Here is a 24,662-nt window from a genome sequence, read left to right on the forward strand (position 1 = left end):
ATATTGTTTCCTATGATACGTATTATAACACAAGGCTGCAACGATGTCGAAAACACTGTAAAAACAAACGAACTTGCCCCGGATCATGGCTGCGCCATGTCATAGGCAAGTTCATTATCGTCGTCTGTCGACCCGGAAACGATCAGATCTATCTCATTACAGTATCGATTGTATCAGCTCTTCCGGCATCATACCGTTCTTGTCCCAACCCATAACTTCGTAATACTGGTCGAGCATGTCGTCAAAGGCTTCCTGAGGGATCTTCTGTCCGGCAGCGGGACCTTCTCCTCCCAGAGCTTCCTTCACCAGCCTCTTAGGGATGGTGTCATGAGCTCTGTTGAAGCCTTCCCTCTGGTTGAAGGCTCTTCCTATGTTGATGACTCTCACTCCTACGTCAAACATATCGTCAGCAGTCCAGTCATCGCCGGTCACCAGCCTCATCAGCTCCGCCATTCTCTCATAATTGTATGTGAGAGTTCCCCAGAAGTCGCAGATGCAGAGGCTGAACTTGACAGCGTTGGAAACCTGCAGCTTGTATACCATCTCGCCCTTTCCTTCCGAAGTATACGGAGGAATGGAAGCGGCGAATACCTCTTCGTTAGGCGCGTAAGCCCTCATATGGCATGCTCCTCTGTCTGAGATAGCGTACGACAGAGCCATCCCCCATGAACCGCGGGGCTCATACTGCGGGAATTCCAGTCCCTTTACCTGCATGGCGAAGTCAGTTCCACCGTACTTCTCGGAGCAGTATTTCACTCCTCTGCTGAGATCGGCTCCAACGCCTTCCTGTCTGGCTATCTTTTCTACCATCTCTATCATCTTATCGGCTTCGCCAAACCTGATACCAAAGTCGTAGATGCCTTTCTCTGTCATCTCCATGGCCCATACGATGGTATCCCCGGTGCTGATGGTATCTACGCCCATATTGTCACACACCTCGTTGAACTTGACGATGTGCTCAGGATCGGTTATGCAGGCGTTAGGTCCTGCCACTGCTATAGTCTCGTACTCAGGGCCCTCGCATATGGCATCGCCTATCTTCAGGAAATTGCCGCAGCCCAGACCACAGCTTCCGCAGCCTCTCTTGCCTTCCCTGTACTGCATGAGTACCGAGCCGTTGTACTTTTCCCACTCAGGATCGTTGCCCTGGGAGAAATTCTTGTACGGAACGATGCCTCCGTCTCCGCAGGCCTCCAGGAACGCGGTAGTACCTTCATCAAACACGAAGGTGTTGTCTTCCAGGAGAACATCCTCATGGAGTATCTCCAATATCTTATCCGTAGTATTCTCGATATCAGGCACCTTCACGCCACCCGTCCCCTTGATGAGAACAGCCTTCATCTTCTTGGATCCCATTACGGCTCCGATCCCGCCTCTTCCGGCCTGCCTGTAGTAATCGGAATTTATGCACGCCATATTGCTCAGCTTCTCACCGCCAGGGCCTATGGACATGATACTGTAATCGGTGCCATATTTATCTGCCAGCACGGCTTCGGCATCGTGGGATCCCATACCCCACAAGTCTGACGCGTCGAAGAATTCCACTTTGTCATCTTCGATAACGACATAGCACGGCTCCTCCGATATTCCTTCGAATATTATCATGTCGTATCCGGCGAACTTTATCCTGATGCCCACATGTCCGCCTATGGAGCAGTCGTTCATCGTTCCTGTGGCAGGAGATTTGGCCGCTACCGACAGCTTGCCGGAACATGGTACCGGAGTTCCTGTGAGCGGTCCCGTAGTGAGGAACAGCTTGTTGTCTTCACCGAGAGGATCGATACCCGGTTTCAATTCCTCGTACATGTATCTGATAGCCAACCCTTTGGAGCCTATGTATTTTTTCGCGAAGTCCATTCGAAGCGGCTCCGTAGAGGCCTTCTTTTCCTTAAGATCTATTCTCAATACTTTGTTCTGATATCCGTATATGGTCATATCTCATACCTCCTTTGCCTATTCAAATGTCAGCGCGTGCTGCGGACAAGTCTTGACACATTTCGGGTCGCCGCCACAGGTATCGCAGATATACGCCTTCTCATCCCTTATCCTTACAACTTTCTTAGGGCATTTTTCAGCGCATATGCCGCATCCTATACATTTATCGAAATCGACCTCTATATGCTCATCCATGGTTATGGCGCCGACAGGACAATTTTTAGCACAAATACCACAAAGGATACAGAAATGATCCGCATATTTAAGATTTCCCTTGTCATAATATGTCTCGATAGCTATCCTCGCCTTTGAAGGTATGTATTCACCCTCCTTGTATGCGGAACAGACCTGAGCACATAACTGACATCCTATGCAGTTGACTTTGTTGAACTTGAGTCTTTTCATTTTCTCTTGCTCCTCCCTCATTCTCTGCAAAAGTCTTCTTCAGCTTTCAGCACCGCCCTGCGGCCCCGCCGCACAGCCAGCGATATAAAAAAAGTGCAACCGAAAAACCCGAAGAAAATACTTTTTCTCAACGAAAGGCTCTCCTTTGCACAATGGCAGGCGACAGGATCGCTCCCGCGGCCCTAACGTTCTCAGCGGCATCATGTGTCGGCTGAGAATCGGAGTACTATTCATTTATTAAATAATTATACAGTAATTGTAGAAATTTTGTCAACCATATTAATTTGATTAATTTGCTGTAAAATTCTCACTATTATTCCGCAACAGTACCATGAACAACTACAGCAGTAATTCTCCCTCGACGAATTTCCTCGTCACATCGTTTCCCGGATCTTTCAGCAACTTGGTACTGCTCCCGCTGTCTATGATATCTCCGGCGTACATCATTATCGCTCTGTCACACATCCGTTTTGCCTGAGCCAGATTATGGGTGACCGTCACGATAGTGATATCCTCCCTCTCGCTTATGGAAAGCAGCATGCGCTCTATCTCCGCCGTAGTATGAGGATCTATATTGGCGGTCGGTTCGTCCAAAAGCAGGAGCTTAGGTCTGAAGGAAAGCGCCCGGGCCAGAGCTACCTTCTGTCTCTCACCGCCTGACAGCTTCCATGGACGCTGCTTTCTCAGTTTGACCAGACCCAGTTCCTCCAGCAGCGGAGCTATCCGTTCTTCTGTCTGTTCCTTTGAGAACCCTCTGACCTTCAGCGGATAACCTACATTTTTTTCCACCGTTGAGGAAATAAGATATGGGGTCTGGAACACCAGGCTGATATCCCGCTGTGGAAAATCAGCCTTTCCGTCATAGCAGACTTCACCCTCGGTAGCCGGGAGGATACCGGCTATTATATTGAGTAAAGTGCTCTTTCCCGCGCCGTTGGGTCCTATGATCGCAGTCCTGCTCCCATGCTCTATCTCACCGCTTCTTATGTCCAGCACGGTCTTTTCCCCAAAGCGTTTCCTGAGAGCCTTTAGCGTCACCTGCACACCATCACCTGCTTTCCCGTTCCTGAAAATGATAGAGCACGGCATTCACCGTAAAGGCTATCAGCAGCAATATCAATCCTACAGCTATAGCCCGCTCATAATCTCCCATGCCTTTGAGCTCTGAAATATACGTAGTCATCACACGAGTCTTTCCTTTTATGTTCCCACCAACTATCATGACGGCGCCCACTTCGGATATGGCCCTTCCAAAACCGCTCACCACAGCTGTAGTTATCCCTACGCGCATTTCATAGATCAGAAGCTTCATCCGTCCCGTCCTGTTGACGCCGAGGGTCATCCCCAGTGCGTTAACGACAGGAGCCTTTTCCTTTACGATATTATAAGTAAGTCCCGTTATTATCGGTGTCACCAGGCATATCTGCGCTATTATCATGGCCGGTACCGTGTAGTTCAGCTGCAGGCTTCCCAGCGGCCCCCGTCTCATGAGGATGAGGAATACCGTAAGACCGGCTATAACGGGAGGCAGGCTCATAAGCGTATATATGAGCCTGACCACGATCCCTTTGCCTTTGAAATCATATGTCCCTATCAGTATTCCCAGAGGTATCCCCATAGCGGTGGATATTATCACCGATGTGAATGATACATAAAGGGACAGCCCCACGATCTGAAAGATTTCCGCGTCGGCTGTAAATATCAGTTTTATCGCTTCTATGATCCCCTGTCCGATAGTATCCATATTCCGATTCCAAAATTCCCGTTGATTTCTCTTTTACTTCGCGTTAGGAACGAACAGCGCTTCGCCGTATTCCTCAACACCGTATTCACCTATGAGCTGCTGAGTCTCGTCAGAAACGATCCACTCCTGGAAAGCCTTTGCGCCTTCATGATTTATATTCTCGTTCTTATCAGGGTTTACGCAGATAACTCCATACTGGTTGTAGAGAGTTCCGCTCGGATCCTTTTCGCAGAGGATAGTGAGAGCCGTATCTCCGCCAACGTTGAGCCATGTAGCTCTGTCGGCCAGCGTGTATCCGCTCATCTCATCTGCCATGGTGATCACATCTCCCATACCGGCTGCCGCTTCAACATACCAATCTCCCGAAGGCGTAAGTCCCGCGGCTTCCCATATGGATAGCTCTTTACTGTGAGTACCCGACTCATCAGCCCTGGAAACGAATGTCGACTGGCTGTTCATGATATCTTCAAAGGCAGCTATCGCATCATCAGCGGCATTGGCGCTGACTCCGGCAGGATCAGCTTCAGGTCCTATGATGACGAAATCATTGTACATCACGTCCATTCTTCCGTCCTCATCCGCATGTCCTCCGGCCACATACTCCTCTTCAGCTGCGGGAGAGTGGACCAGCAATACATCGGCTTCGCCGTTTTCGCCCATAGTCATTGCTTCGCCCGAACCTACCGATACCACGTCAACAGTGTATCCGGATTCTTCCTCGAACACAGGAAGGATCTCATCCAGCAACCCACTGTCCTTGGTGCTTGTCGTAGTCGCCAGGATGATAGTACCCTTGCTCTCCGTGGTTTCCTCTTCACTTCCGCAGCCGGACAATATGGCAGTCATGGACAATACCATAGCCAGCACCAGCGCGGCAGCTAAAATTCTTCTCTTCATAATTACCTCCTAATCAACTTTTGCCTGTATAGAATAATATCCAATAAACGGCATATGCCGTCTATCGCGCCTTTATCCGGCGCATATATCCCATGATATGCTCCCACAAAAAAAGGAATATATGCAGCCGCTTCACAGCGGCTGTCCGTGCTTATCACTCCAGCGCCGCCATGAACTCAATCGAGTAGGAGGTAGGCGATTATTTCGCCTACCGACCTCTCACACCACCGCTCATGCGGTTCCGCAAGCGGCGGTTCAACCAACTTAACATATGACACGCCTTTCGGCGTAGTAATTACTCATGGAGACTAGCCCAAATGTGGTTAGTCTTTCATTGCTTATCGCTTTATGTACCCAGCCGTTATGCGCAAGCCTCGCATAACGGTCTCCACTGTAGGCAATTTTGTATGCCGCCCAGCGGGGTACGTCCAGCTTCATCAGGTTCTTTGCCCTATTCTGCGGTGTTTTCCAATGCTTCCAAATACACATCCGCAGACGGTAGCGTATGTTTCTGTCCAAACGCTCACATAATCCCTTCATGCTCCCGATTTTGAAGTAGTTTATCCATCCTCGGATAAGCTGGTTCAGTTTCTGCACTTTGTAACTGTTGCTCACTCCCCAGCTCCTGCATGTCAGCTTCTTCATCTGTGCTTTGAATTTCGCTACTGCTTTCGGGTGCGGTCTGGCTTTATATCCTTTGGCTAATGTGTCATAGTAAAATCCAAATCCGAGATACTTGATTCCTTTGGGCTTGTCCACCTTGCTCTTTTCAGCATTTACTTTCAATCCCAGCTTTTCCTCAATAAATCGGGTAGCACTTTTCATTACCCTCTCCGCCGCCTGCTTACTTCCTACCATGATAATCAGATCGTCCGCATAGCGCACGAAATCCAACCCTCTTGCCTCAAGCTCTTTATCCAACTCGTTCAGCATGACATTTGCCAACAGCGGCGATATATTCCCTCCCTGTGGTGTGCCGACAACTGTATCTTCATACTCGTCATCGATCATCACTCCACTGGCCAGAAATTTCCTTACCACTGAGATAACGTCTCCGTCCTTTATTGTCCGTCCGAAAATCGTCATCAACTTGTCATGGTTTACCGTGTCGAAGAACTTTGCAAGGTCGATATCCACTATCCAGCTATGCCCATCGTTCATCATCTCTAATGCTTTCAGCACTGCCTGTTGCGCACACCGATTCGGTCTGAATCCATAACTATGCTCGTGAAACTGCTCCTCGAAGATTGGCGTGAGTACTTGTGTTACTGCCTGTTGTACAAACCGGTCAACTACCGTTGGTATTCCAAGGTTTCTTGTCCCTCCATCTGGTTTTGGTATCTCCACCCGTCTAACTGGCTGCGGTTTGTACTTCCTTGTCCGCAGCTGCTTCCTGATGTTTTCGCCGTTTTCCGCAAGATATGCGCCAAGCTCTTCAACGGTCATCCCGTCTACGCCTGCCGCTCCTTTGTTTCTGACGATTTGCAGATATGCCGCATTGAGGTTATCATTGCTCACTATCTGCTCCATGAGACTTCTTGTGTCCATGCGTTGTTTCCTTTCTGCCCCTTTTGCCTTTGCCGCCTTTGATGTCATCGACAGGCGTTTGCTCCGGCTACGAAGTGGAACGTACTTCAACTGATTGATTGTTCGGTCCTTCGCTCCATCCCCATTACAGGAACTTCTTCACTACTACGACCTCTGCTGACTTCTCACAGTTCGTTGTTACTACGGCTAATGAGACCGCCTGTGAGACCTCCCCGCTTAAGGTGCGGACTCTTTCCCTCCATATACCTGCCACATTTACTGGTACTTCCAGCAACTTTTGGACTTCGATGTTTCTTGCCGTCTTATCCGTATTTCCCAGCCTTATATGTGGTTTCTGTCCGTCAAGTCAGAGGTTTGCCTACAGCTTCCTTCAGATTTCACCTCACGGTGAACACCCTTGCTGTTCAGCTATGTGCTTCGTCGTTGCCTACGCGCACTCGGGACTTTCACCCGTTAGAGCCCGCCCATGGCGGGCGAACAAAAAAAAGGATTTTTCGGAATGAAAAATCCTTTTGACAGTCTTCATAACATTCCTTTCCAAATACGGGAGGCCAGGAGGTTTCCCTCGGGACCCATCGACATACGCTCCATGACTGTCCCGTCACAGCGTCGTGACCGGCGTTTTAGAAGCGGATGTTCGGAACGATCAAATTTTGATATATGACAGCAGTTCCTGTCACTTTAATTATTTTATCATAACGTCATTAAGACAACAAGTATTTGAATTAATTTTTGTTCAACAACATTTACCGAGGCTGATTACCGTCTTATCAGCAAAATACGCCGGTCTACTCCTTCTTTTCGTAAAATGCCTCAGCAGACTGCGGGAACAGTATATACGCCAGAAGTATCTCTTCCGTCGGCGCTTTCTCACCCAGCTCCATCTTTTTGCTGAAGAACTGAGGCTTCAGAAGATCCGCAGGCCTGCAGGTTATCGGGTTTTCCTTTCCCAGCACCTTTTTCTGCACTGCTCTGTTGAATGGCTTTATCGTCCTTCCGTATTCACCTTTCAGCAGCGCCTTTGTCTGCTTGCTGGCCATCTTATATCGCTCTCCCGTCATAATGTTGAACACGGCCTGAGTCCCTACTATCTGAGATGATGGCGTCACAAGAGGCGGTTCACCCAGGTCTTCCCTCACCCTCGGTATCTCTCTCAGCACCTCATCGAACCGATCCTCCATATTCTGTTCCTTCATCTGCATATGGAGATTGGACAACATCCCGCCCGGCACCTGATACTGAAGCGTCTTGGTATCCACATCCATTACCTTGATATCGATGAGTCCTTCCTGCTCCGCCTTCCTCCTTATGTCACGAAAGTATTCAGAGGCTATGGCCAGCGCGTCTTCATTGAGTTCCACCTCGAATCCACCGGCCTTGAGAGTTTCGTACATCACTTCCGTCGCCGGCTGACTGGTTCCCAGCGCAAATGGCGACAACGCCGTATCTATCACGTCACAGCCCGCCTCCACCGCCTTCAGATATGTCATCGGCGCCACTCCGCTGGTACAATGAGAATGGACGTGAACAGGAACATTTACCGTCCTCTTGAGTATCTTCACCAGCTTATCCGCGTCATAAGGCATCAGAAGCCCCGCCATATCTTTGATGCATATGGAATCAGCACCCAGCTCTTCCAGTTCCTTCGCCAGGGACTTCCAATACTTGAACGTATATTTCCTTCCTACTGTATAAGCCAGAGCCAGCTGTACATGGGCGCCTTCCTGCTTGGCCGCGTGGGCAGCTCTCTCCAGATTCCTCACATCATTGAAAGCATCGAATATCCTGAATATATCTATACCATTGTCGACGGACTTCCTTATAAAAGCGTCCACCACATCGTCGGGATAGTGATTGTACCCCAGCAGATTCTGCCCCCGCAGCAACATCTGCAGCTTCGTCTTTCTGAATCTCTTTCTCAGCTGCCTCAACCGCTCCCATGGATCCTCGTTGAGATATCTCATGCATACATCGAAAGTCGCACCGCCCCAGCATTCTATGGAATCGTATCCCACCTCATCCAGCACTTCGGCGATAGGCAGCATATCCTCTGTCTTCATTCTGGTTGCCATCAGCGACTGATGAGCGTCTCTCAATATAGTCTCTGTGAATTTCACTTCTTCCTTACCGAAAAAAATCATATCCCTCACTCTCCTTCCGGACAGTCGATAAAGCTCTCATTTCCACTGTTCTTAACTAAAATAGTTTACTAGATTCCCGCCGCCTTTGCAATAAACATTGTTAAATTTTTGTGAAAAAGGTTGCTTCCGACCATAAATCACAGCTGAAAAGCCATCACCTGAAGCCCCGATTCCGTGACAAAAGACCCTGCGGCTATGACAGCCGCAGGGTCTTCATCGTCGAGACCATATTGTCGAGACCATATTTATGATACACGTATCATTTCCTCTTCAGCATCCTTCCTCCAGGAACTGCGCCAGCTCACTGTTGAACTTCTCCGGATCCTCCAGGAACAACCCATGTCCGCATCCCGGGAAAATGACCAGCTTACTGTCGCCGCCCAGGTTTTCCCTCATATACTCGCCGTGAGCCGGCGTATAGAGAAGACCATCACCGCTGTAAGCCAGCAGTACAGGAACTTTTATAGTCGGCAGTACGTTCCTGAAATCCTCGATGGCCATGGCAATCCACATATTGAGCATGCAATGCGGCGTGTTGTCGAGGGCTTCGTTGAATACCCATTTGAACTCGTCTTTCTCCTGATCATATCCTTTGGCAAATACGTTGGGGATGAACAGCTTGGCTGCGAACTCCCAGCTTACGGCCAGAGCCGCCATAAATTGCAGGTTCTGATCCATGTCAAAGGTGCAGCTCTGCCCCAGCTTCCACTCGTCATCGTTGAGAAGCTTAGGTGTCATATCTATGAAACACATCTTCTTGATATACTGGCACTTGAACTCCCTGGCATAAGCCAGCAGTGTGCTGGTCCCCATAGACCATCCTACTACATTGACTTCCTTCAGCTCCAGATGCTCTATCAGCTCGTGAAGGTCAGCCGCGAACCTGTTGAGATTCATTCCCCTTTCGGTGAGAGATGAACGGTCCGACTGGCCGTGTCCGCGAAAATCATACAGTATTACACGATATTTCTTAGCGAACTCGTCCACCTGGTATTTGAAGAACTTGTGGTTGCAAGACCAGCCATGGATGAATATCAGCGGTTCCCCGCTTCCATGCTCCTCATAATAGATTTTACAGTTGTCCTTTGTTGTAAAATAAGCCATTCTCTTTCACTCCTTTACCACTTTTTCCGACTACATCGGTCTTTTTTATTATTATATCACCATCTTTTGATGAATGTAATGCCTTAATGGCATGGTTTATCATTAAAATCAGGCATTAGACATGGGCAGCACCCACAGCTATAATAAAGTAGTAAGAAAATACAGGAGCGTATGAAAATGAAGGATAACAGAATGGAATATCGCAGCCTTCCCAAGGGGGCTGAACAGATAAGCATACTGGGACTGGGAACCAGCTCCATCGGTATGTCAGGAAAAAAGGAGATCGAAGCCACCATGGAAATGGCTCTGGAAAACGGCATCAATTATTTCGACATGGCCTCAGCCGACGAGTTTCCCTTTGATGCCTTCGGCCGTGCCGTCTCAGGGTGGCGTGATCAGGTATACTTCCAGGTACATTTCGGAGCCGAATACAGTACAGGAAAATACGGATGGACCACAGATCTCGATACAGTCAAACGTTCGGTAGAATGGCAGCTTTCCGCGCTCAGGACAGACTACATAGATTTCGGGTTTCTCCACTGCATCGACGAGGATGCCGACCTTGACCGGGTCATGTCCAACGGTATACTTGACTATATCCTGCAGCTAAAGAGAGAAAGAACCGTGCGCCACATCGGCCTTTCAACTCATACGCCGGCCATCGCCCGGAAGTTCATGGATACCGGACTCCCCGACATGATAATGTTCAGCATCAACCCGGCCTACGACTACCGTCATGGCGAATACGCCTTTGGGGCCACCGACGAACGCATGTCGCTATATAAAAGATGTGAAGCCGAAGGAGTTGGGATCTCAGTCATGAAAGCCTTTTCAGGCGGCATACTGCTGGATCCCAAAACATCACCTTTCAAAAAAGCCCTGACCGGATATCAATGTATCCAATACGCCCTTGACAAGCCTGGAGTGATCACTGTACTGCCCGGAGTCCGCGACCGCAGCGACTTGAAGGAGCTGTTGGGGTTCCTTGACGCCTCGCCTGAGGAAAAGGACTACTCCGTACTGAGGACCTTCACACCGGTGGATGCCGAAGGTACCTGCGTATATTGCAATCACTGCCAGCCATGTCCGGCAGGACTGGACATCGGTCTCATAAACAAGTACTACGACCTTTCCGTCGCAGGCGATGAACTGGCCCGGAGCCATTACACAGCTCTGGGAAAAAGGGCCAGTGACTGCATCAGCTGCGGCCACTGTGACAGGCGATGTCCTTTCCACGTCCGCCAGCAGGACAGGATGAAGGAGATAGCCGCATATTTCGATGATACAAATGTTTAAAAGGAGGTTTTGATATTATGAGTAAAAGATTAGTCGCGTATTTCAGCGCCAGCGGCACGACGAAGCGTGCAGCGGAAATGCTGGCTGAAGCAGCAGGAGCAGACCTGTATGAGATAAGACCGGAGGTCCCTTATACCTCTGCCGACCTCAACTGGATGGACAAAAAAGCCCGCAGCACCGTGGAAATGAAAGACCCGACATCTCGTCCGGCTATCGCCGACAATGACGCGGATATCGCCGCCTACGATACCATTTTCGTAGGTTTCCCTATATGGTGGTATGTAGCTCCTACTATCATCAACACGTTTCTGGAAAGCTATGATTTCTCAGGAAAGACCATCGTGCTGTTCGCCACTTCCGGCGGCAGCGGCTTCGGCAAGACAGTAAAAAATCTGCAAGGCAGTGTTTCACCGTCAGCCGTCATAAAGGAAGGAAAAATTCTCAACGGACGCCAGGACGCCGCTCAGCTGAAAGCGTGGATCGACAGCCTGGGAGTATAGCAGCAAAAGAGATCAACAATCGAAAACAGATCATTGATGGCCAGCCGTCGGAGGCCCTGACAGCTGGCCGTTCTTTATGATGAGAGTCACTTTATCCCTGTCTCTGTCGTGGTCGACGAATCCCGGACTTTCCCTATCCTCGCGCCTTGCGCATTCAGCCGCGAAGCAGCTTGTACATCCCGTCTTTCAGTCCGTCTATAGACAAGCGAAACATGGGAAAGACCTTCCCTATCTCCACGAAAGATTCCGACATCCATGCAGGATTCTCCTCCCGCTCCTGCGGATGCAGCCATATGGAGTGACTGTACTTCTCCCTGAATCTCCTGAACCAGCCCAATCCGTCCGTCGGCGCGCCTGCCGGGCCGCCATAAGAACCGTAAGATCCGCCGGATGCTCCCATCAGTTCATGGATAGCCATATCTGCGTCACCTACGAAGATCACCTTATAATCACTCGAGATATTCCTCAATATCCAGTCGGTTCTCACCGTCCTGTCAGCATCGATGGAAGGATCCTCATATAATTCTCCTTCCAGACAATTATGGAAATAATACATCTTCAGCTCGGAAAAGGTGTTCGCCTTATGGAGCGATTGGAACAGCAGACTGCACAGCTGTTCGTAAGGTCTCATGGAACCGCCTGAATCGATGAGGACCATCAGCTTCAGCCTGTTCCGCCGTGGCGGCTGTGTCCTGATATCCAATATACCACCGCGTCTGCAGGTATGATCCACAGTACCCCATATATCCAGTTCTTTCTCGCTGGATTCCAGCTTTCGTGACAATTCTCTCAACAGGCGGAATGCCATCTGGAATTGTCTGGATTCAATGGCGCAGTCAGTTCGCCAGTCCCTGAACCTGCGGTCTCCACGGGCATGGACGATGGACTTTCCACCTGCTCCCTGTATCATACCGCCGGCCACCTCTCCCGCGCCAAGTCCCGGTTCTTCTCCGGTCCCGGCCTCTACCGCCGCCAGCCGCTCTTCCATCACCTTCACGGCAGCATCAGGCTCCAGACTCCTGTCTTCAAGATACCCCGCAAAGAGCTGCCTGGCTCGCTGAGGATCCTGCCTCAGTCCTTCTATCTCCTCTTTCAGCTGCTGACCGGTGATATTTCTGAAATATTCATCGAATAATCTCTCGAACTTGTCCAGGTCGCTTTCTCTTTTTACCAGCAACGCCCGGCAAAGGATGTAAAACCCGCCCAAGGTCTGACCATGGAAGCCTTCGTACATACCTTCCATCAACGCCAGCCATTCGTTGAGGGAGACCTTCATTCCTCCCGCCCGAAGGAACGACAAAAAACCGAGAAACATCACCTGAGCCCTCCAGATATCCCCTTGACTGTCTCTCTGTCTTCATCCTTCTTCAGGAGGAAACTCATCAACGGCAAATCATTCCTCAGATCATCGACCGGCAGCCCACTCAGCTTCAGCGCGCTTATCCAATCAAGCAGCTCGCTGGTGCTTGGTTTTTTCTTCAATTCGAAATACTCCCTCACGTAGAAAAAAGCGTCGAGAGCCTGCTCCAGCAATTTTTCCTCGATTTCAGGATAATGTGCCAATATGATTTTCCTCATCAGCTCTTCGTCAGGGAAATCTATATAATGAAAGGCACAACGCCGCAGGAACGCGTCAGGCAGTTCCTTTTCCGCGTTTGACGTTATGATGACGATGGGCGGATGGTTAGCTCTGATGGTCTCATCCGTCTCAGGAATGTAAAACTCCATCCTATCCAGCTCCCACAACAAATCGTTGGGAAACTCCAGGTCTGCTTTATCTATCTCATCGATAAGAAGTACGCACTGCTCCTCCGACACGAAGGCTTCTCCTATCTTCCCCAGCTTCACATACCGCTTCACATCTTCCACACCTTCGTTACCCAGCTGACTGTCATAGAGCCTGCGTACCACATCGTACTGATACAGGCCATCCTGTGCTTTTGTGGTCGACTTGATGCTCCACACTATCAGTTTCTTCCCGAGAGCCTTGGCTATGGCTTCCGCCAGTGCCGTCTTGCCCGTTCCCGGTTCACCTTTCACCAGCAATGGTTTGTTCATACCGATGGCTATGTTCATGGTCATCTTCAATTCATCATCGATTATATAATCGTCGGTACCCTGGAATTTATAAATCGTTTCTGTCATATTCTGGCTCCTTGTTTCAAATTTTCATCTTATCCATTATACCATTTCTTCCAGGCCGCCGGCTATTTTCTTCATCCATTCCGCTATCTTTATCCCCTGCGGACAATTCCTCTCACATATATGACAGGCTATACAGTCAGATGCTCTGCTTCGCTTCTCCGCAACACTTTCATACACAGGCTTTATCTTCCAGTCCTCATCGGGGTACCTCAGATACTCGTTATATATCCTGAAATATTCCGGGACAGGGATGCTCATCGGACAGTGTCCGGCACAATATCCGCACGCCGTACACGGTATGGTTTTTTCCTCGTTCAATATCCGGCATACCTTCGTCAACAGCGCCCTTTCCTCGTCTGTCAACGGCTCAGTCGCTCTCATGTTGTCACACATCTGCTCCATAGCGCTCATACCGCTGAGAAGAATTATCGCTTTCCGGCGATAATATCAGAGTAACATCAGCTCCGCTGATTTCCAGCGCCGTCGTTCCCGAAGAAACCGAAACCCCGTCCAGTACCAGCGTAGCCGTTACACCGGATGCTACCGTGATATGCTGACCTGTCGTGTTTCCCTCCTGCGCCATGGCAACTGTGTAGGTACCGGATGTACCGATCGTCAGCGTATCGTTTTCAAATGATACGCCGGAGAGGTCATCGCCGGCCACCAGAAAGTCGCCATAATCGGCAGATGCTGCCAGCGTTGTTGTCGGCAGTAATGCCAATAACAACACTGTAACTGCCAGCCCGGCCAGATATTTTTTTCGCTTTCCCCTTCTCACTAATCCCAACTCCTTTCTTAGCGACAAAACTTTTCAGTTTTTCTGCTTTCCTTCCTGTTATCTTATAGCGATAAATCAAAAAGCACGCCGGGATTCCAATGCTTCCAGCGTGCTTTTCGTTTGACATTGGTGGAGACAGAGGGACTCGAACCCTTGACCTACGCGTTGCGAACGCGTCGCTCTCCCAGCTGAGCTATGCCCCCTCACTATATATTGTATCGTCACGATCGACCTACTGACGATTTTATCGCTATTTTACAGCCAAGTCAATATCCATCTTCGATTATTTTATTCGCCGTCTTCAGTATTTTCCTTTCTCATTTTCTTTTCTCCTTCCCTCGTAAAAGTTCTTTCACAATTCGCTGCATCAGACTTAGAAACATGCCCCGATTTTTTACAAAAATGGTACCTAAGGCCCATAGCTTGCACAAAGCTTTGATAGTATAATAATTAACAAAGTCGTCAAACAATATTGAAAGGACTGATTATGAGCCAGGAACTGTGGACAAAGGATTGGAAGAGGATCAATGAAATGATACTGAGGATGAACAGCGAAAGCGATATCCTCAAGGCTTTGAACACATTTTTGACCGATATCGAGGGACTCGTCCCATATGAAAAAGCGTGTATCTACTTCTACGACCTGTCGGCCCCGGAAATCGTAAAGGATTATATCGGGCAGGGATTCAGTGAAAAGGAGCTCATCGACTATGAGCGCTATTACTGTAATATCGATGATGTGGTAGAGAAGATGATGCCCAACAAAGAAGTCGTTATCAAGAGCAGCGAAGCCTTCGATATAAACAAGAGGAAGGAAACGGAATATTTCATCGATTATGTGACCCCTGCCAAGACCAAGGTCTCCCTGGACACTAATTTCCGTTGGAACATGGAAAACAGAGGTTTCTGCATCGGTTCGCTTGACCTGTTCCGAAATGAGAAGGATGTCGATTTCTCTGAAAGAGAAGTCGAGATCTGCCGGATATTCCAGCCTCACATAGAGCTGAAGGCTTCCAACTATGCGTTCCTTTTCGAGAACCTCACTCACAAGTATTCACTGACCAATGCCGAACAGGATGTGGCTACCATGATACTCAAGGGATATTCCAATGAACAGATCGCCGAGGAAAAGTGCATCTCCATTTCGACTGTGAAGAAGCACGTTTCCAGGATACTGGAAAAATCAGATACCAAATCCCGCATAGAATTCATATGCAAGGCCACCGGCAAGGATAAATAGCATAAAAAGAGAAATTATAAATATAAAGGAGAGAAGCTATGAAGAACATCATCACTGTAGCTGCGGTAAACTTTAAAGTAGACGCGGCCAACAAGGAAAGCAACCTTTCAAGGATCTGCGAATTCTCAGAAGCCGCAGCGAAGCGCGGCGCTGATCTGGTCTTATTCCCTGAGATGTGTCTCTACGGATATGACTATTACGTGGACGAAAACGTAACTCAGAAAGAAAAGATCGAAACAGCAGAAACAATCAACGGACCGTCATGCCAGGCTATCGCCGAGGTAACGAAGAAGTACGGTATTTATGTAGTATTCGGCATGGCTGAAAAACTGGAAGACACTGCTGACGCAACACTTTACAATTCAGCAGTAGCCATCGGTCCTGACGGAGTCATAGGCGCTTATCAGAAAATGCATCCTTTCGAGACTGAGAGCATCTGGTGCGCCAAGGGAGACAAGCCATTCATGTTCGATACTCCATGGGGTCCTGTTTCCATCGGCATCTGCTTCGACACATATCAGTTCCCTGAATTGCAGAGATATTACTGTGGCCAGGGCAGCCGACTTTATCTGAATCCTACCGCCGTTGTGGAGGAAATTCCGAAGGAAGGCAGCCGTCAGGCATTTATCGATTACTACGCTCCAACGCTGGAGTACGGCGTACTCTGCAACACTATTTACGTGGCCAGCGCCAACCTGTGCGGAACAGATATAGTCAACTACTTTGGCGGAGGCAGCTGTGTCATAGGGCCGAAAATCAACGCGTTCTATGAAACGAACCTTCACTACTACGCCGGCAACAAAGATAATGTACAGGAAGGTATCGCTATGGAGACCATCGACCTTTCGCTGGCGGAAAGACGTCTCTTCGTCGATAAGGAGATAACCGGCGAACCGGACTACAGACCTGATATTTATAAGAAATTTTTATAAATTGTCATCAAAATATTTATCAAGAGAGGGGATATTAAAATGCAAAATGATTCGTTAAAACGTACCATGAAGCTGCACCATCTGGTCATCTTCGGTGTAGCCTTCCTTACCCCGATGATCGCCTATACCATATACGGCGTTATCGCCACATCATCTCACGGTGTGGAATCGGGCTCCATCTGTCTGACCATAATTGCCATGTTATTCACAGCTCTCAGCTATGGCCACATGGCCAAGGCTTATCCTGCCGCGGGCTCGGCCTACACTTATACGAGAAAAGCAATAAATTCCAAGCTGGGAGTTCTTGCGGGATGGATCGTACTGCTGGGATATGTATTTTTCCCAATGGCCATCTGGCTCATCGGAGCGTCCTATTTCAGTGCCGCTGTTCCTGCAGTCCCTGAATGGGTATGGCTGATCGGCTTCATCGTCATCACGACTCTCATCAACATCGTCGGCGTCGAAGTAGGGAGCAAGATCAACTTCGTGATGGTTTCCATCCAGGTCATCATCATCATCGCGTTCCTGATATTCACCATCAAAGCCATTACAGAGGGAATGGGAGAAGGAACGCTGGCTTCATTCTCGCCTTTCTACAACCCTGACATCGACTTCAGCTATATGGTGGCCGGTGCTGCGGCAGCCTGCTACTGTTTCCTGGGCTTCGATGCACTGACTACATTTACCGAAGATACTATCGATCCGGAAAAGAACATCCCAAGATCGATAATACTGACTCTTCTCGTTTGCGGTGCTATATTCCTCATCGTAACGTACTTCACTCACCTGGTTCACCCGGCATTCGACTATCCTAATCCGGATAACGCCGCTTACGATATTGCTCGTCAGGTAGCGCCATCCATTTTCGGAGGCATCTTCCTTATCGGTACTATCGCGGGCCAGTTCGCAGCAGGTCTGTCAGCTCAGGCCAGTGGCGCTCGTCTGCTGTACGCTATGGGAAGAGACGGCGTACTTCCTAAGAAACTCTTCGGCAGGCTGGGAAAGACTAAAACTCCTACCAATGCCATAATCCTTATAGGTATAGTAGCGCTGTTCGCTGTATTCCTCGATGTTACTTCAGCTACTGCGTATATCAATTTCGGAGGACTCGTTGGCTTTTGCTTCGTCAACATTGCGGTTATTTCCCACTATTTCATAAGAAACAGGAAGCACTCCGCCAAAGGCGTCTTCATGTATCTTATCTTCCCTATACTGGGAACTATCTTCTGTTTGTACCTGCTGGTTCACCTGGATAGAATAGCTCTCATCCTCGGCTGCGCCTGGGTAATAATAGGCATCATCTACATGCTGATACTGACCAAAGGGCTCAAGGAGGAACCACCTGAATTGGCTATCGATGAATGATAGAATAGCTGAGAATTTGATAATGAAATTACCGCTTGCACGAAGGAAGCTTGCTAAAACCGCCTCCCAATGCAAGCGGTTTTGATTTAAAGTGATAATTAATCTTTTTGCTTGTTATTATCCTATTTGAAACATATAATAGAGATGAAAGGAGATATGACTATGCCTGCAAATATGTTAACTGAAATACTGTCAATACTGCGTTCTCATCTTGACCAAATTATCGGTGCAGATTTAGTTGAAATGATTTTATACGGTTCATTTGCCAGAGGTGATTTTGATGAGGAATCTGATATTGATATTGCAGTCATTGTGAATATTGACAGGGCTGAATTAAAGAAGTATCAAAAGGATATTGTTTCAGTAATAAGTGAAATGAGCCTTGATTACGATACGCTTATCAGTATCAACTATATCTCTCTTTCTGATTTTGAAGAGTATAAGAGTGTTCTCCCATATTATAAGAACATTGATCGCGAAGGGGTGAGAGTCGTTGCTTAATGATAAGCGTTGCGCCCTTGCGATTTATAGAATGGAACGGGCTAAGGAATTGATTGACGACGCAAAACAACTTTATAAATCCGGTAGCTATAAAAGCAGCAATAACAGGGCTTATTACGCAATATTTCATGCTATGAGAGCTGTGCTAGCCTTGGAGGAAGTGGATTAAAAAGCATTCCGGAGTCATCCAGTACTTCCAAAGAGAATATATAAAAACCGGAATATTTGAAAAAGCGTATTCTGATATCATCATATCGGCGAGCGAAATCAGGAATGCCAGTGACTACGACGACTTCTTTCTTGCCTCAAAAGAAGAAACAAAAGAGCAGATCGATAACGCTGAGCTGTTTTGTAAAGCTATTGAAGAATATCTAAACAGCACGGTAACACATACAACGTAATTAACATTTTATCTCATGATTTTGCTGAACATAATACATAGCGTTTATCGACAAAAGCTGGCATATCAACGTTATCACTTTCGTCGATATGCCAGCTTCTTTTTATTTGTCTTTCTTATCGCCTTTTCCAGCAGTTTCCATTTCTTTTATACTTTTCGAAATCCTTTTCTGTATTTCCCGTATAAGTCGTCTCCATCATTTTAACAGTTTTTTCCTTTATTTTATACACTTTCAGACCACATACCCTGAAATACGTATAAAATCAACGACTTTCAAGTCGATTTGGCGAAGATAATCAGCGAATCATTATACGGGAAATCAGGAGAAACTTTATATCCAGTATAAAAATCTCTATTTTAAAGCTCTACAAACTGTAAACGATTTCCCCGTCCATTACTGTCATGATGACTTTCATGTCGAACATGGCCTGCCTGTCGGTCGCGCATTCGAACAGATTGTGTTCGGTCACGACCATATCGGCCAGCTTCCCGACACCTATAGTCCCCATATCATGGTCTCTGAAGGATGCGTAAGCTCCTCCCAGCGTATACGCCCTGAGAGCATCATGTATGCTGAGCTTCTCCTTTGGGTTCCATCCGCCTTCAGGTTCACCTTCATTGGTAACTCTCGTTACAGCCCTGAATATTCCTCTGAATGGCGATACATCCACTACCGGGCAGTCCGTACCGAATGCCAGGACTCCGCCACCTCTCTGCACAGATCCGAATGGCCACGAATAGTTCATACGCTCTTCGCCCAGGATCTTATGGAAAGGATGCTGGTAAAAATCATACTTTGGCATATGCTCAGGCTGCACCGACGCTATAACATCAAGCTGACCAAAACGCGGTATATCGGCAGGATCGACCGATTCAAGATGCTCTACGCAGTGTCTCAGATCAGTCCTTCCATGCCTCCTGTAAGCCTCTTCTACTGCATCGAGGCACAGTCTGGCTCCCGCATCCCCACAGGCATGTACTCTCGTCTGTATGCCCGCCTTATGGAAATCGCACACCTGCTGGATAAACTGCTCCGGTTCTATCATCGGCTGGCTTCGTTCCCCAGGTCTATCGGAATAATCTTCCAGCATATATCCTGAGTACCCCTGAGGCGTTCCATCGATGAAAGTCTTGACGCCATTGCATCTCAGCCTTAAGCTGTTGTACTTCTGCATTTTTTCTCTTATGGCATCCACTCCTTCATCGAAGAATGGATAGAAATGTATCCTGGCAGTAAGCTCACCTTTATTTTCAAGCAGCTTATAAGCCTCACAGCTTACAGGCCCTACGCCAGCCACATCTCCCAGCGATGTTATACCATTTCTGTTGGCAGTCCTGATAAAAGTTCTGCTGTACTCAGCAAATTCTTCATTGCTTATTGATTCGAAAATCTTGGACTGAACGTTGACAGCTGCCATTTCATGAAGATATCCATCCGGCTCACCGTTTTCAAATCTTCCATAGGAACCGTTAAGCGGATCTTCCGTGTTCGCATCTATGCCAAACAGCCTGAGCGTCGCGCTGTTGACCCATGCTCCGTGTCCCTCTTTGTTGATGAGAAATACCGGTGTGTCAGGGAAATATTTATCCAGACTGCGTTTGGTCGGATTCTTATGTTCCGGCCACAGAAGTGGATCCCAGGCTCCTCCCATGATGAATCGCTTATTTTTGTCATCCTTGTGGAGATCCCAGAGATATTTGGCTGCTTCCTCTTCTGACGTCATATACCTGAGAACGCCGTCCTGTTCCAACAGACCGCCGCTCACCAGATGCACATGAAAGTCGTTGAAACCCGGCATCAGGAATTTATCGTATATATCTATGATCTCCGTATCGGAATCAATATACTTCTTTCCTTCCCTCTCACTTCCGACGAATATTATCCTGTTATCGCTGACGATAACATAACCGTCGATCAGCTGATCCGTCACAGCAGTATAAATGTTCTTACATCTGAAGGCTTTCTTTTTCATTTTCGGATTTCTCTCCTATTCCTCCCCATTTTCGTCATCTTCTATGTTAAGTACGCCATTCTTGATTTCTATAAGGTACATCACTCCGCATACAGGGCCGAAAAGTACGCCTCCAACGGCCAGGAACAGCGGCAGCACATCATTGGAATGCATTATCACCCCTGCACCTACGAGAATGCACGCTATAATGGTCACTATCGCCCAAAAGTAGGCAAGTTTTCTTTTTCTCGCTTCTACACTGTTTTCCATCATTGACCTCCTTACGCTTCGAGCTGCTTATTACCCTTATAAGTAACCTTAGCAACCACTATATAAACTACTATACTGAAGATAATGCAGGCCAGGTTTGTAGGGATTCCGGCAGGCATCTGCAGAACGAACTGCCAAACCATGTACATAACGATCGAAAGGAGCAAGCTCCAGAATCCGGCTGCTGCTGTTTTCTTCTGATAGAAGAGTCCGAACATGAGCGGTACGAAGAATGCTGCTACCTGGAATCCTCCGATATAGTAGTAAGCTTTCGAGATACCATCTGCCCAGAAATATGTGCAGAATATAACGAGTATACCTATTATCGCTATTACGACCTTCGTAGCGACAACTTCAGATTTATCGCTCATCTTTTCATTGATGAATCCTCTGTAAATATCGTGTACCACTACAGCTCCGCCAATCAGATAATCGGCACTTACGGTGGACATTACAGCCGACAGCAATGCCGCTACAAACAGTCCTCTCAGACCTATCGGCAGTGTTTCGAATACGATGGCCCAGAACGCCTGAGATGGAGATTCTGCCGCAACATCAGGATACTGAACGAGGGCTGCCATACCTGCGATTACCATTGCAGTACTGAATATGATGCTGAACAGCATGATACAGGAGTATGAAACCTTTATGTCTCCGCCGGACTTGGATGAACCGAATCTCTGATACGACTGTGAGTTGGCATACATAGCCACAGCTCCTATCGCCCATGAGAGTATCTCCATCACGCCCAAGCCTCCTGAAGGCGAGGTCAGATTCGGATTTATATCGTGAGCCTGCTGGAATATTGCACTAAATCCATCAAAATGCATGTACATTCCGAAGCAAAGAACACCGGCTGCAACGGACATGATGACGAACTGAACCATATCGGTAACGGCCAGTCCGAACATTCCCGAAAGAGACGTATAAATTACGATTATTATACCTAATATTACAAAAGCTACCCACATATTTATTCCGGTAACATATGAAATGACCTGTCCGCCCGCTGTCAGCAGAGCCGATTCATAGAGGAGGGTACAGAGCATTCCCAGCGCCATAACCAGTTTAGTATTCTTGCTGTACATATACTGCATCAGGTCAGGCATGGTTATTACCCAGTCAGGCATTTTATCTCTTACGAGAGGTCCTATCCACAACGCCAACGGCAGTCTCAGAATAGTATTTGGAATAACGTATATAAACAGTATGCAGATACCCATAGTGGTTCCGCATTCAGCCAGACCTACGATGGACCATGAGTCTATCCAGCTGGCCGAACCTACACCGATCAGAACCGGTATGGTCAGTCTTCTGGCTGCCACGAAATAGTTCTTCATGTTCTTGCTGGCTCTTCTCCTCATGGTCAGGCCGACAGCAATGATAAAAACAAAGTAAAGAATGATCACACCCCAGTCAAGGCCGGACCACATACTTGAAAAATCTATCATTTCTCAATCCTCCATAAATAGTAATTTCAAATCAGGATTTGTGTTCGACACGGTATTTCAGTCCCAGGATATGTTCGCTCTGGATACCGAATTCATCCAAGTAAGCATATCTCTTGTTGATGGTGTCACTCTTCTTGTAGACGATATCCATTTCGACCGCCGGTCTGAAAAAATACTGCTTCGTCACAAGCTTGAGATCTCCCGATTTTCCGTAAAAACGTTTCATTATCCTCATCTGGATATGTTTTTCCGTCTGCTCCAGAATATCTTTATCGAATATATTAGCTTTCATTATTTCCCGGTCTTCTCTGGATTTTTTGTTGACCAACTTTATGTCTCCGTTTTCGTATATATCATACTGGACAGGATGCACTTCATTGAGATCGAACACGACGGCAACTTTTCCATCCCGGACGACACCGCCCTTCTTGAAAGGGCCTCTGCCGCCCAGCTCAAAATGGTAAACCAAATAGCAATATGGCACCCATACGTCTCTCATAGCAATAATTTCAAATTTTATTAGAGGTTTGCCGAAAATGCTGCCGTGCATGAGCTTTGCCTTCTCATTGATAGCATCTTCTCTGTTGCGTACTATATCAGTATGCAGAAAGTCTTGTTCTTTTTTTCGAGACTGTAATCGTTTTACCATATCGCTACCTGATCTATCCTTCCCGGTCTGATAAACAAACCGCTTTTATTCTTCTTCGATGAGGCTTTCCTTCCACTTGTATGGATATCCCGTGTCCATCATCCTCTTGAGGAAATCATCGGGATCCAGTTCGTCGGAGAACACGATACCTTTCTTCAGATCCGTATCTCCCAGGATCATCGTTCCTATGGCCAACGGCAATGCCACGTATACGAGAGCTGTTCCGTAGATCTTCTTCAGTTCAGGTCCCGGAGCGTTCATCTTCGGGCAGTTGGCTCTGTAAGTAACGTTCTTTCCATCCTTCGTTCCGCTAACTTCCACGATAAGCTCTATGAATGCCTTCTTATCAGCTTCCGCCAGTTCTTCATCTGTGGCTCCGAAAATATTGTTCTGTGGAGGTGGTACCATGGCTGCTACAACATCTATCGGCGCAACCTCTGCATCCCCTACCTTTATCTTTTCCTGCGAGCACAGCCCCGAAGCATAGAAGATCGCCGGCTGGTACATCAGATAATATTTGAAATCAACATCCTTTACACCCTCAAATGTAGAAGGCATGCTGTATATCTCCTCGTGAGAGTGGTGGGTCACCGGCAGCGTTCCTACAGGATCAGGGAATTCGCACATCTCCATCCCGCCGAACGGAGGGTACTTGACATATTTTCCGTCTTCCAGAGCATAAGTCGACGACGCGCAGTCAACCAGAGCCTGCTTTGGAGACCAGCCTGGATTCCACGGACGAAGCACCCAGTCATAAGGTCCTTCTCCCGGAACGAGATTGGCCTTTCCGACTCTCATCTTTATACTGTCTACTGTATCCAGCTTATTGGCGAATCTTCTGGCTAAAACGTTAGTCATTCCCGGAGCGAAGCCGCATCCGAACAGTGCCGTAAGTCCTGCTTCCTTGAATTCCTTGCACAGCGTCAGCTCGTCCACCGATTTCCCTTCGAGGAACTCGTCCCAGAACGGATCGTCGAAGGCAGTATTGATATAGTTGGCCTTTGCCTTTAACGCTCCCTTCATAACATATGTAGCCATCCAAGGCATTACCATATCGACGACCACATCTACGCCTTCCGCTGCTCTGGCTACATCATCAGGGTCAGTAGCATTGACAGCTCCCGTCTTGACCTTGTCGACTCCGATATGATCAGCGACAGCTTTAGCGGTCTCTTCCTTCAGGTCTACGAGTCTGATCTCTTCGATAGCATCCTGTCTAGCCAGAATGGACGCGCACGCTCCACCCTGACCGCCTGCACCTACGATCAATACTTTCATAATATAAGTCCTCCTTCTTTTCTGACCCGGGCTTATTCTTTATATCGCGATGTCAATATATATCGCAAAAGCCGTGCCAAGAAGAAAAACTTTTTCATCTTCATTGAATTTTCAATATTTTTCGGACTTCA

At 47.8% G+C, this 24,662-nt stretch carries 25 protein-coding genes, 1 tRNA gene and 1 riboswitch; of the genes, 8 read left to right on the forward strand and 18 right to left on the reverse strand.

Annotated features, from left to right (window positions below; all coding sequences use genetic code 11):
* Positions 1–156: 156 nt before the first annotated feature.
* The 8 genes from ACQY69_RS04775 to ACQY69_RS04810 form a co-directional block, all read right to left on the reverse strand.
* Positions 157–1,935 (reverse strand): aldehyde ferredoxin oxidoreductase family protein, encoded by a 1,779-nt coding sequence (locus ACQY69_RS04775; protein ID WP_428259077.1) that lies wholly within the window; start codon positions 1,933–1,935, stop codon positions 157–159.
* An 18-nt stretch (positions 1,936–1,953) separates the two neighbouring features.
* Positions 1,954–2,340 (reverse strand): 4Fe-4S binding protein, encoded by a 387-nt coding sequence (locus tag ACQY69_RS04780; protein WP_428259079.1) that lies wholly within the window; start codon positions 2,338–2,340, stop codon positions 1,954–1,956.
* A gap of 339 nt (positions 2,341–2,679) precedes the next feature.
* Positions 2,680–3,384 (reverse strand): energy-coupling factor ABC transporter ATP-binding protein, encoded by a 705-nt coding sequence (locus ACQY69_RS04785; RefSeq protein WP_428259081.1) that lies wholly within the window; start codon positions 3,382–3,384, stop codon positions 2,680–2,682.
* A 4-nt stretch (positions 3,385–3,388) separates the two neighbouring features.
* Positions 3,389–4,084 carry an ABC transporter permease gene (locus ACQY69_RS04790; protein ID WP_428259083.1) on the reverse strand — a complete coding sequence of 232 codons (696 nt, stop codon included), beginning with the start codon at positions 4,082–4,084 and terminating at the stop codon, positions 3,389–3,391.
* A 33-nt stretch (positions 4,085–4,117) separates the two neighbouring features.
* Entirely contained in the window at positions 4,118–4,981 is an 864-nt protein-coding gene (locus ACQY69_RS04795) for a substrate-binding domain-containing protein (RefSeq protein ID WP_428259084.1), read from the reverse strand.
* A 264-nt stretch (positions 4,982–5,245) separates the two neighbouring features.
* Entirely contained in the window at positions 5,246–6,529 is a 1,284-nt protein-coding gene (gene ltrA / locus ACQY69_RS04800; protein ID WP_428259086.1) for a group II intron reverse transcriptase/maturase, read from the reverse strand.
* Positions 6,530–7,043: 514 nt separating this feature from the next.
* Positions 7,044–7,184, reverse strand: a riboswitch (molybdenum cofactor riboswitch).
* Positions 7,185–7,317: 133 nt separating this feature from the next.
* Entirely contained in the window at positions 7,318–8,670 is a 1,353-nt protein-coding gene (locus ACQY69_RS04805; RefSeq protein ID WP_428259087.1) for a pyruvate carboxylase subunit B, read from the reverse strand.
* 270 nt (positions 8,671–8,940) lie between these two features.
* Entirely contained in the window at positions 8,941–9,774 is an 834-nt protein-coding gene (locus tag ACQY69_RS04810; protein ID WP_428259089.1) for an alpha/beta fold hydrolase, read from the reverse strand.
* 177 nt (positions 9,775–9,951) lie between these two features.
* On the opposite strand from ACQY69_RS04810, the gene ACQY69_RS04815 reads away from it, so the two are divergent.
* Together ACQY69_RS04815 and ACQY69_RS04820 are read left to right on the forward strand one after the other, a co-directional pair.
* A complete protein-coding gene (locus ACQY69_RS04815; RefSeq protein ID WP_428259090.1) occupies positions 9,952–11,070 on the forward strand; it encodes an aldo/keto reductase in 1,119 nt (372 codons plus the stop codon).
* Between the two features lie 17 nt (positions 11,071–11,087).
* A complete protein-coding gene (locus tag ACQY69_RS04820) occupies positions 11,088–11,570 on the forward strand; it encodes a flavodoxin (RefSeq protein WP_428259092.1) in 483 nt (160 codons plus the stop codon).
* Between the two features lie 154 nt (positions 11,571–11,724).
* On the opposite strand, the gene ACQY69_RS04825 is transcribed toward ACQY69_RS04820, so the two are convergent.
* From ACQY69_RS04825 to ACQY69_RS04845, 5 genes are all read right to left on the reverse strand, one after another.
* Entirely contained in the window at positions 11,725–12,885 is a 1,161-nt protein-coding gene (locus ACQY69_RS04825; protein ID WP_428259094.1) for a VWA containing CoxE family protein, read from the reverse strand.
* Entirely contained in the window at positions 12,885–13,715 is an 831-nt protein-coding gene (locus ACQY69_RS04830; RefSeq protein WP_428259095.1) for an AAA family ATPase, read from the reverse strand. The genes ACQY69_RS04825 and ACQY69_RS04830 overlap by 1 nt, the downstream gene beginning before the upstream one ends.
* A 36-nt stretch (positions 13,716–13,751) precedes the next feature.
* On the reverse strand, positions 13,752–14,096 hold the full coding sequence (locus tag ACQY69_RS04835; protein WP_428259097.1) for a 4Fe-4S dicluster domain-containing protein: 345 nt from the start codon (positions 14,094–14,096) through the stop codon (positions 13,752–13,754).
* 4 nt (positions 14,097–14,100) lie between these two features.
* Positions 14,101–14,493 carry a hypothetical protein gene (locus ACQY69_RS04840; RefSeq protein ID WP_428259099.1) on the reverse strand — a complete coding sequence of 131 codons (393 nt, stop codon included), beginning with the start codon at positions 14,491–14,493 and terminating at the stop codon, positions 14,101–14,103.
* A gap of 127 nt (positions 14,494–14,620) precedes the next feature.
* A tRNA-Ala gene (locus tag ACQY69_RS04845) sits at positions 14,621–14,696 on the reverse strand.
* Between the two features lie 284 nt (positions 14,697–14,980).
* Here ACQY69_RS04845 and ACQY69_RS04850 point away from each other — a divergent pair.
* The 6 genes from ACQY69_RS04850 (at position 14,981) to ACQY69_RS04875 (ending at position 18,932) form a co-directional block, all read left to right on the forward strand.
* Positions 14,981–15,733 carry a LuxR C-terminal-related transcriptional regulator gene (locus tag ACQY69_RS04850; RefSeq protein WP_428259100.1) on the forward strand — a complete coding sequence of 251 codons (753 nt, stop codon included), beginning with the start codon at positions 14,981–14,983 and terminating at the stop codon, positions 15,731–15,733.
* A 38-nt stretch (positions 15,734–15,771) separates the two neighbouring features.
* Positions 15,772–16,665, forward strand: a complete 894-nt coding sequence (locus ACQY69_RS04855) for a carbon-nitrogen hydrolase family protein (RefSeq protein WP_428259102.1) — start codon at positions 15,772–15,774, stop codon at positions 16,663–16,665.
* 39 nt (positions 16,666–16,704) lie between these two features.
* The gene (locus tag ACQY69_RS04860) at positions 16,705–18,030 is read left to right on the forward strand and encodes an APC family permease (RefSeq protein ID WP_428259103.1); all 1,326 of its coding nucleotides are present in this window, start codon (positions 16,705–16,707) and stop codon (positions 18,028–18,030) included.
* A 162-nt stretch (positions 18,031–18,192) separates the two neighbouring features.
* Complete coding sequence (locus tag ACQY69_RS04865; RefSeq protein WP_428259105.1) at positions 18,193–18,531, forward strand: nucleotidyltransferase domain-containing protein; 339 nt, start codon at positions 18,193–18,195, stop codon at positions 18,529–18,531.
* Positions 18,532–18,562: 31 nt separating this feature from the next.
* On the forward strand, positions 18,563–18,700 hold the full coding sequence (locus tag ACQY69_RS04870) for a HEPN domain-containing protein (RefSeq protein WP_428261016.1): 138 nt from the start codon (positions 18,563–18,565) through the stop codon (positions 18,698–18,700).
* A gap of 52 nt (positions 18,701–18,752) precedes the next feature.
* Positions 18,753–18,932 (forward strand): hypothetical protein, encoded by a 180-nt coding sequence (locus tag ACQY69_RS04875; protein WP_428261017.1) that lies wholly within the window; start codon positions 18,753–18,755, stop codon positions 18,930–18,932.
* A 364-nt stretch (positions 18,933–19,296) separates the two neighbouring features.
* On the opposite strand, the gene ACQY69_RS04880 is transcribed toward ACQY69_RS04875, so the two are convergent.
* From ACQY69_RS04880 to ACQY69_RS04900, 5 genes are read right to left on the reverse strand one after another with little or no spacing between them, the layout of a single operon-like run.
* On the reverse strand, positions 19,297–20,904 hold the full coding sequence (locus ACQY69_RS04880) for an amidohydrolase (protein WP_428259106.1): 1,608 nt from the start codon (positions 20,902–20,904) through the stop codon (positions 19,297–19,299).
* A 15-nt stretch (positions 20,905–20,919) separates the two neighbouring features.
* Positions 20,920–21,153 carry a hypothetical protein gene (locus ACQY69_RS04885; protein WP_428259108.1) on the reverse strand — a complete coding sequence of 78 codons (234 nt, stop codon included), beginning with the start codon at positions 21,151–21,153 and terminating at the stop codon, positions 20,920–20,922.
* 11 nt (positions 21,154–21,164) lie between these two features.
* Positions 21,165–22,604: a sodium:solute symporter family protein gene (locus ACQY69_RS04890; protein WP_428259110.1), complete on the reverse strand. Its 1,440-nt coding sequence runs from the start codon at positions 22,602–22,604 to the stop codon at positions 21,165–21,167.
* A 31-nt stretch (positions 22,605–22,635) separates the two neighbouring features.
* Positions 22,636–23,253, reverse strand: a complete 618-nt coding sequence (locus tag ACQY69_RS04895; RefSeq protein ID WP_428259111.1) for a hypothetical protein — start codon at positions 23,251–23,253, stop codon at positions 22,636–22,638.
* Between the two features lie 45 nt (positions 23,254–23,298).
* A complete protein-coding gene (locus tag ACQY69_RS04900) occupies positions 23,299–24,531 on the reverse strand; it encodes a saccharopine dehydrogenase family protein (RefSeq protein ID WP_428259112.1) in 1,233 nt (410 codons plus the stop codon).
* Positions 24,532–24,662: the final 131 nt, after the last annotated feature.

It is taken from the genome of Gallibacter sp. Marseille-QA0791, from assembly GCF_965119705.1.
Classification (GTDB): Bacteria; Bacillota; Clostridia; order Peptostreptococcales; family Anaerovoracaceae; genus Lentihominibacter; species Lentihominibacter excrementipullorum.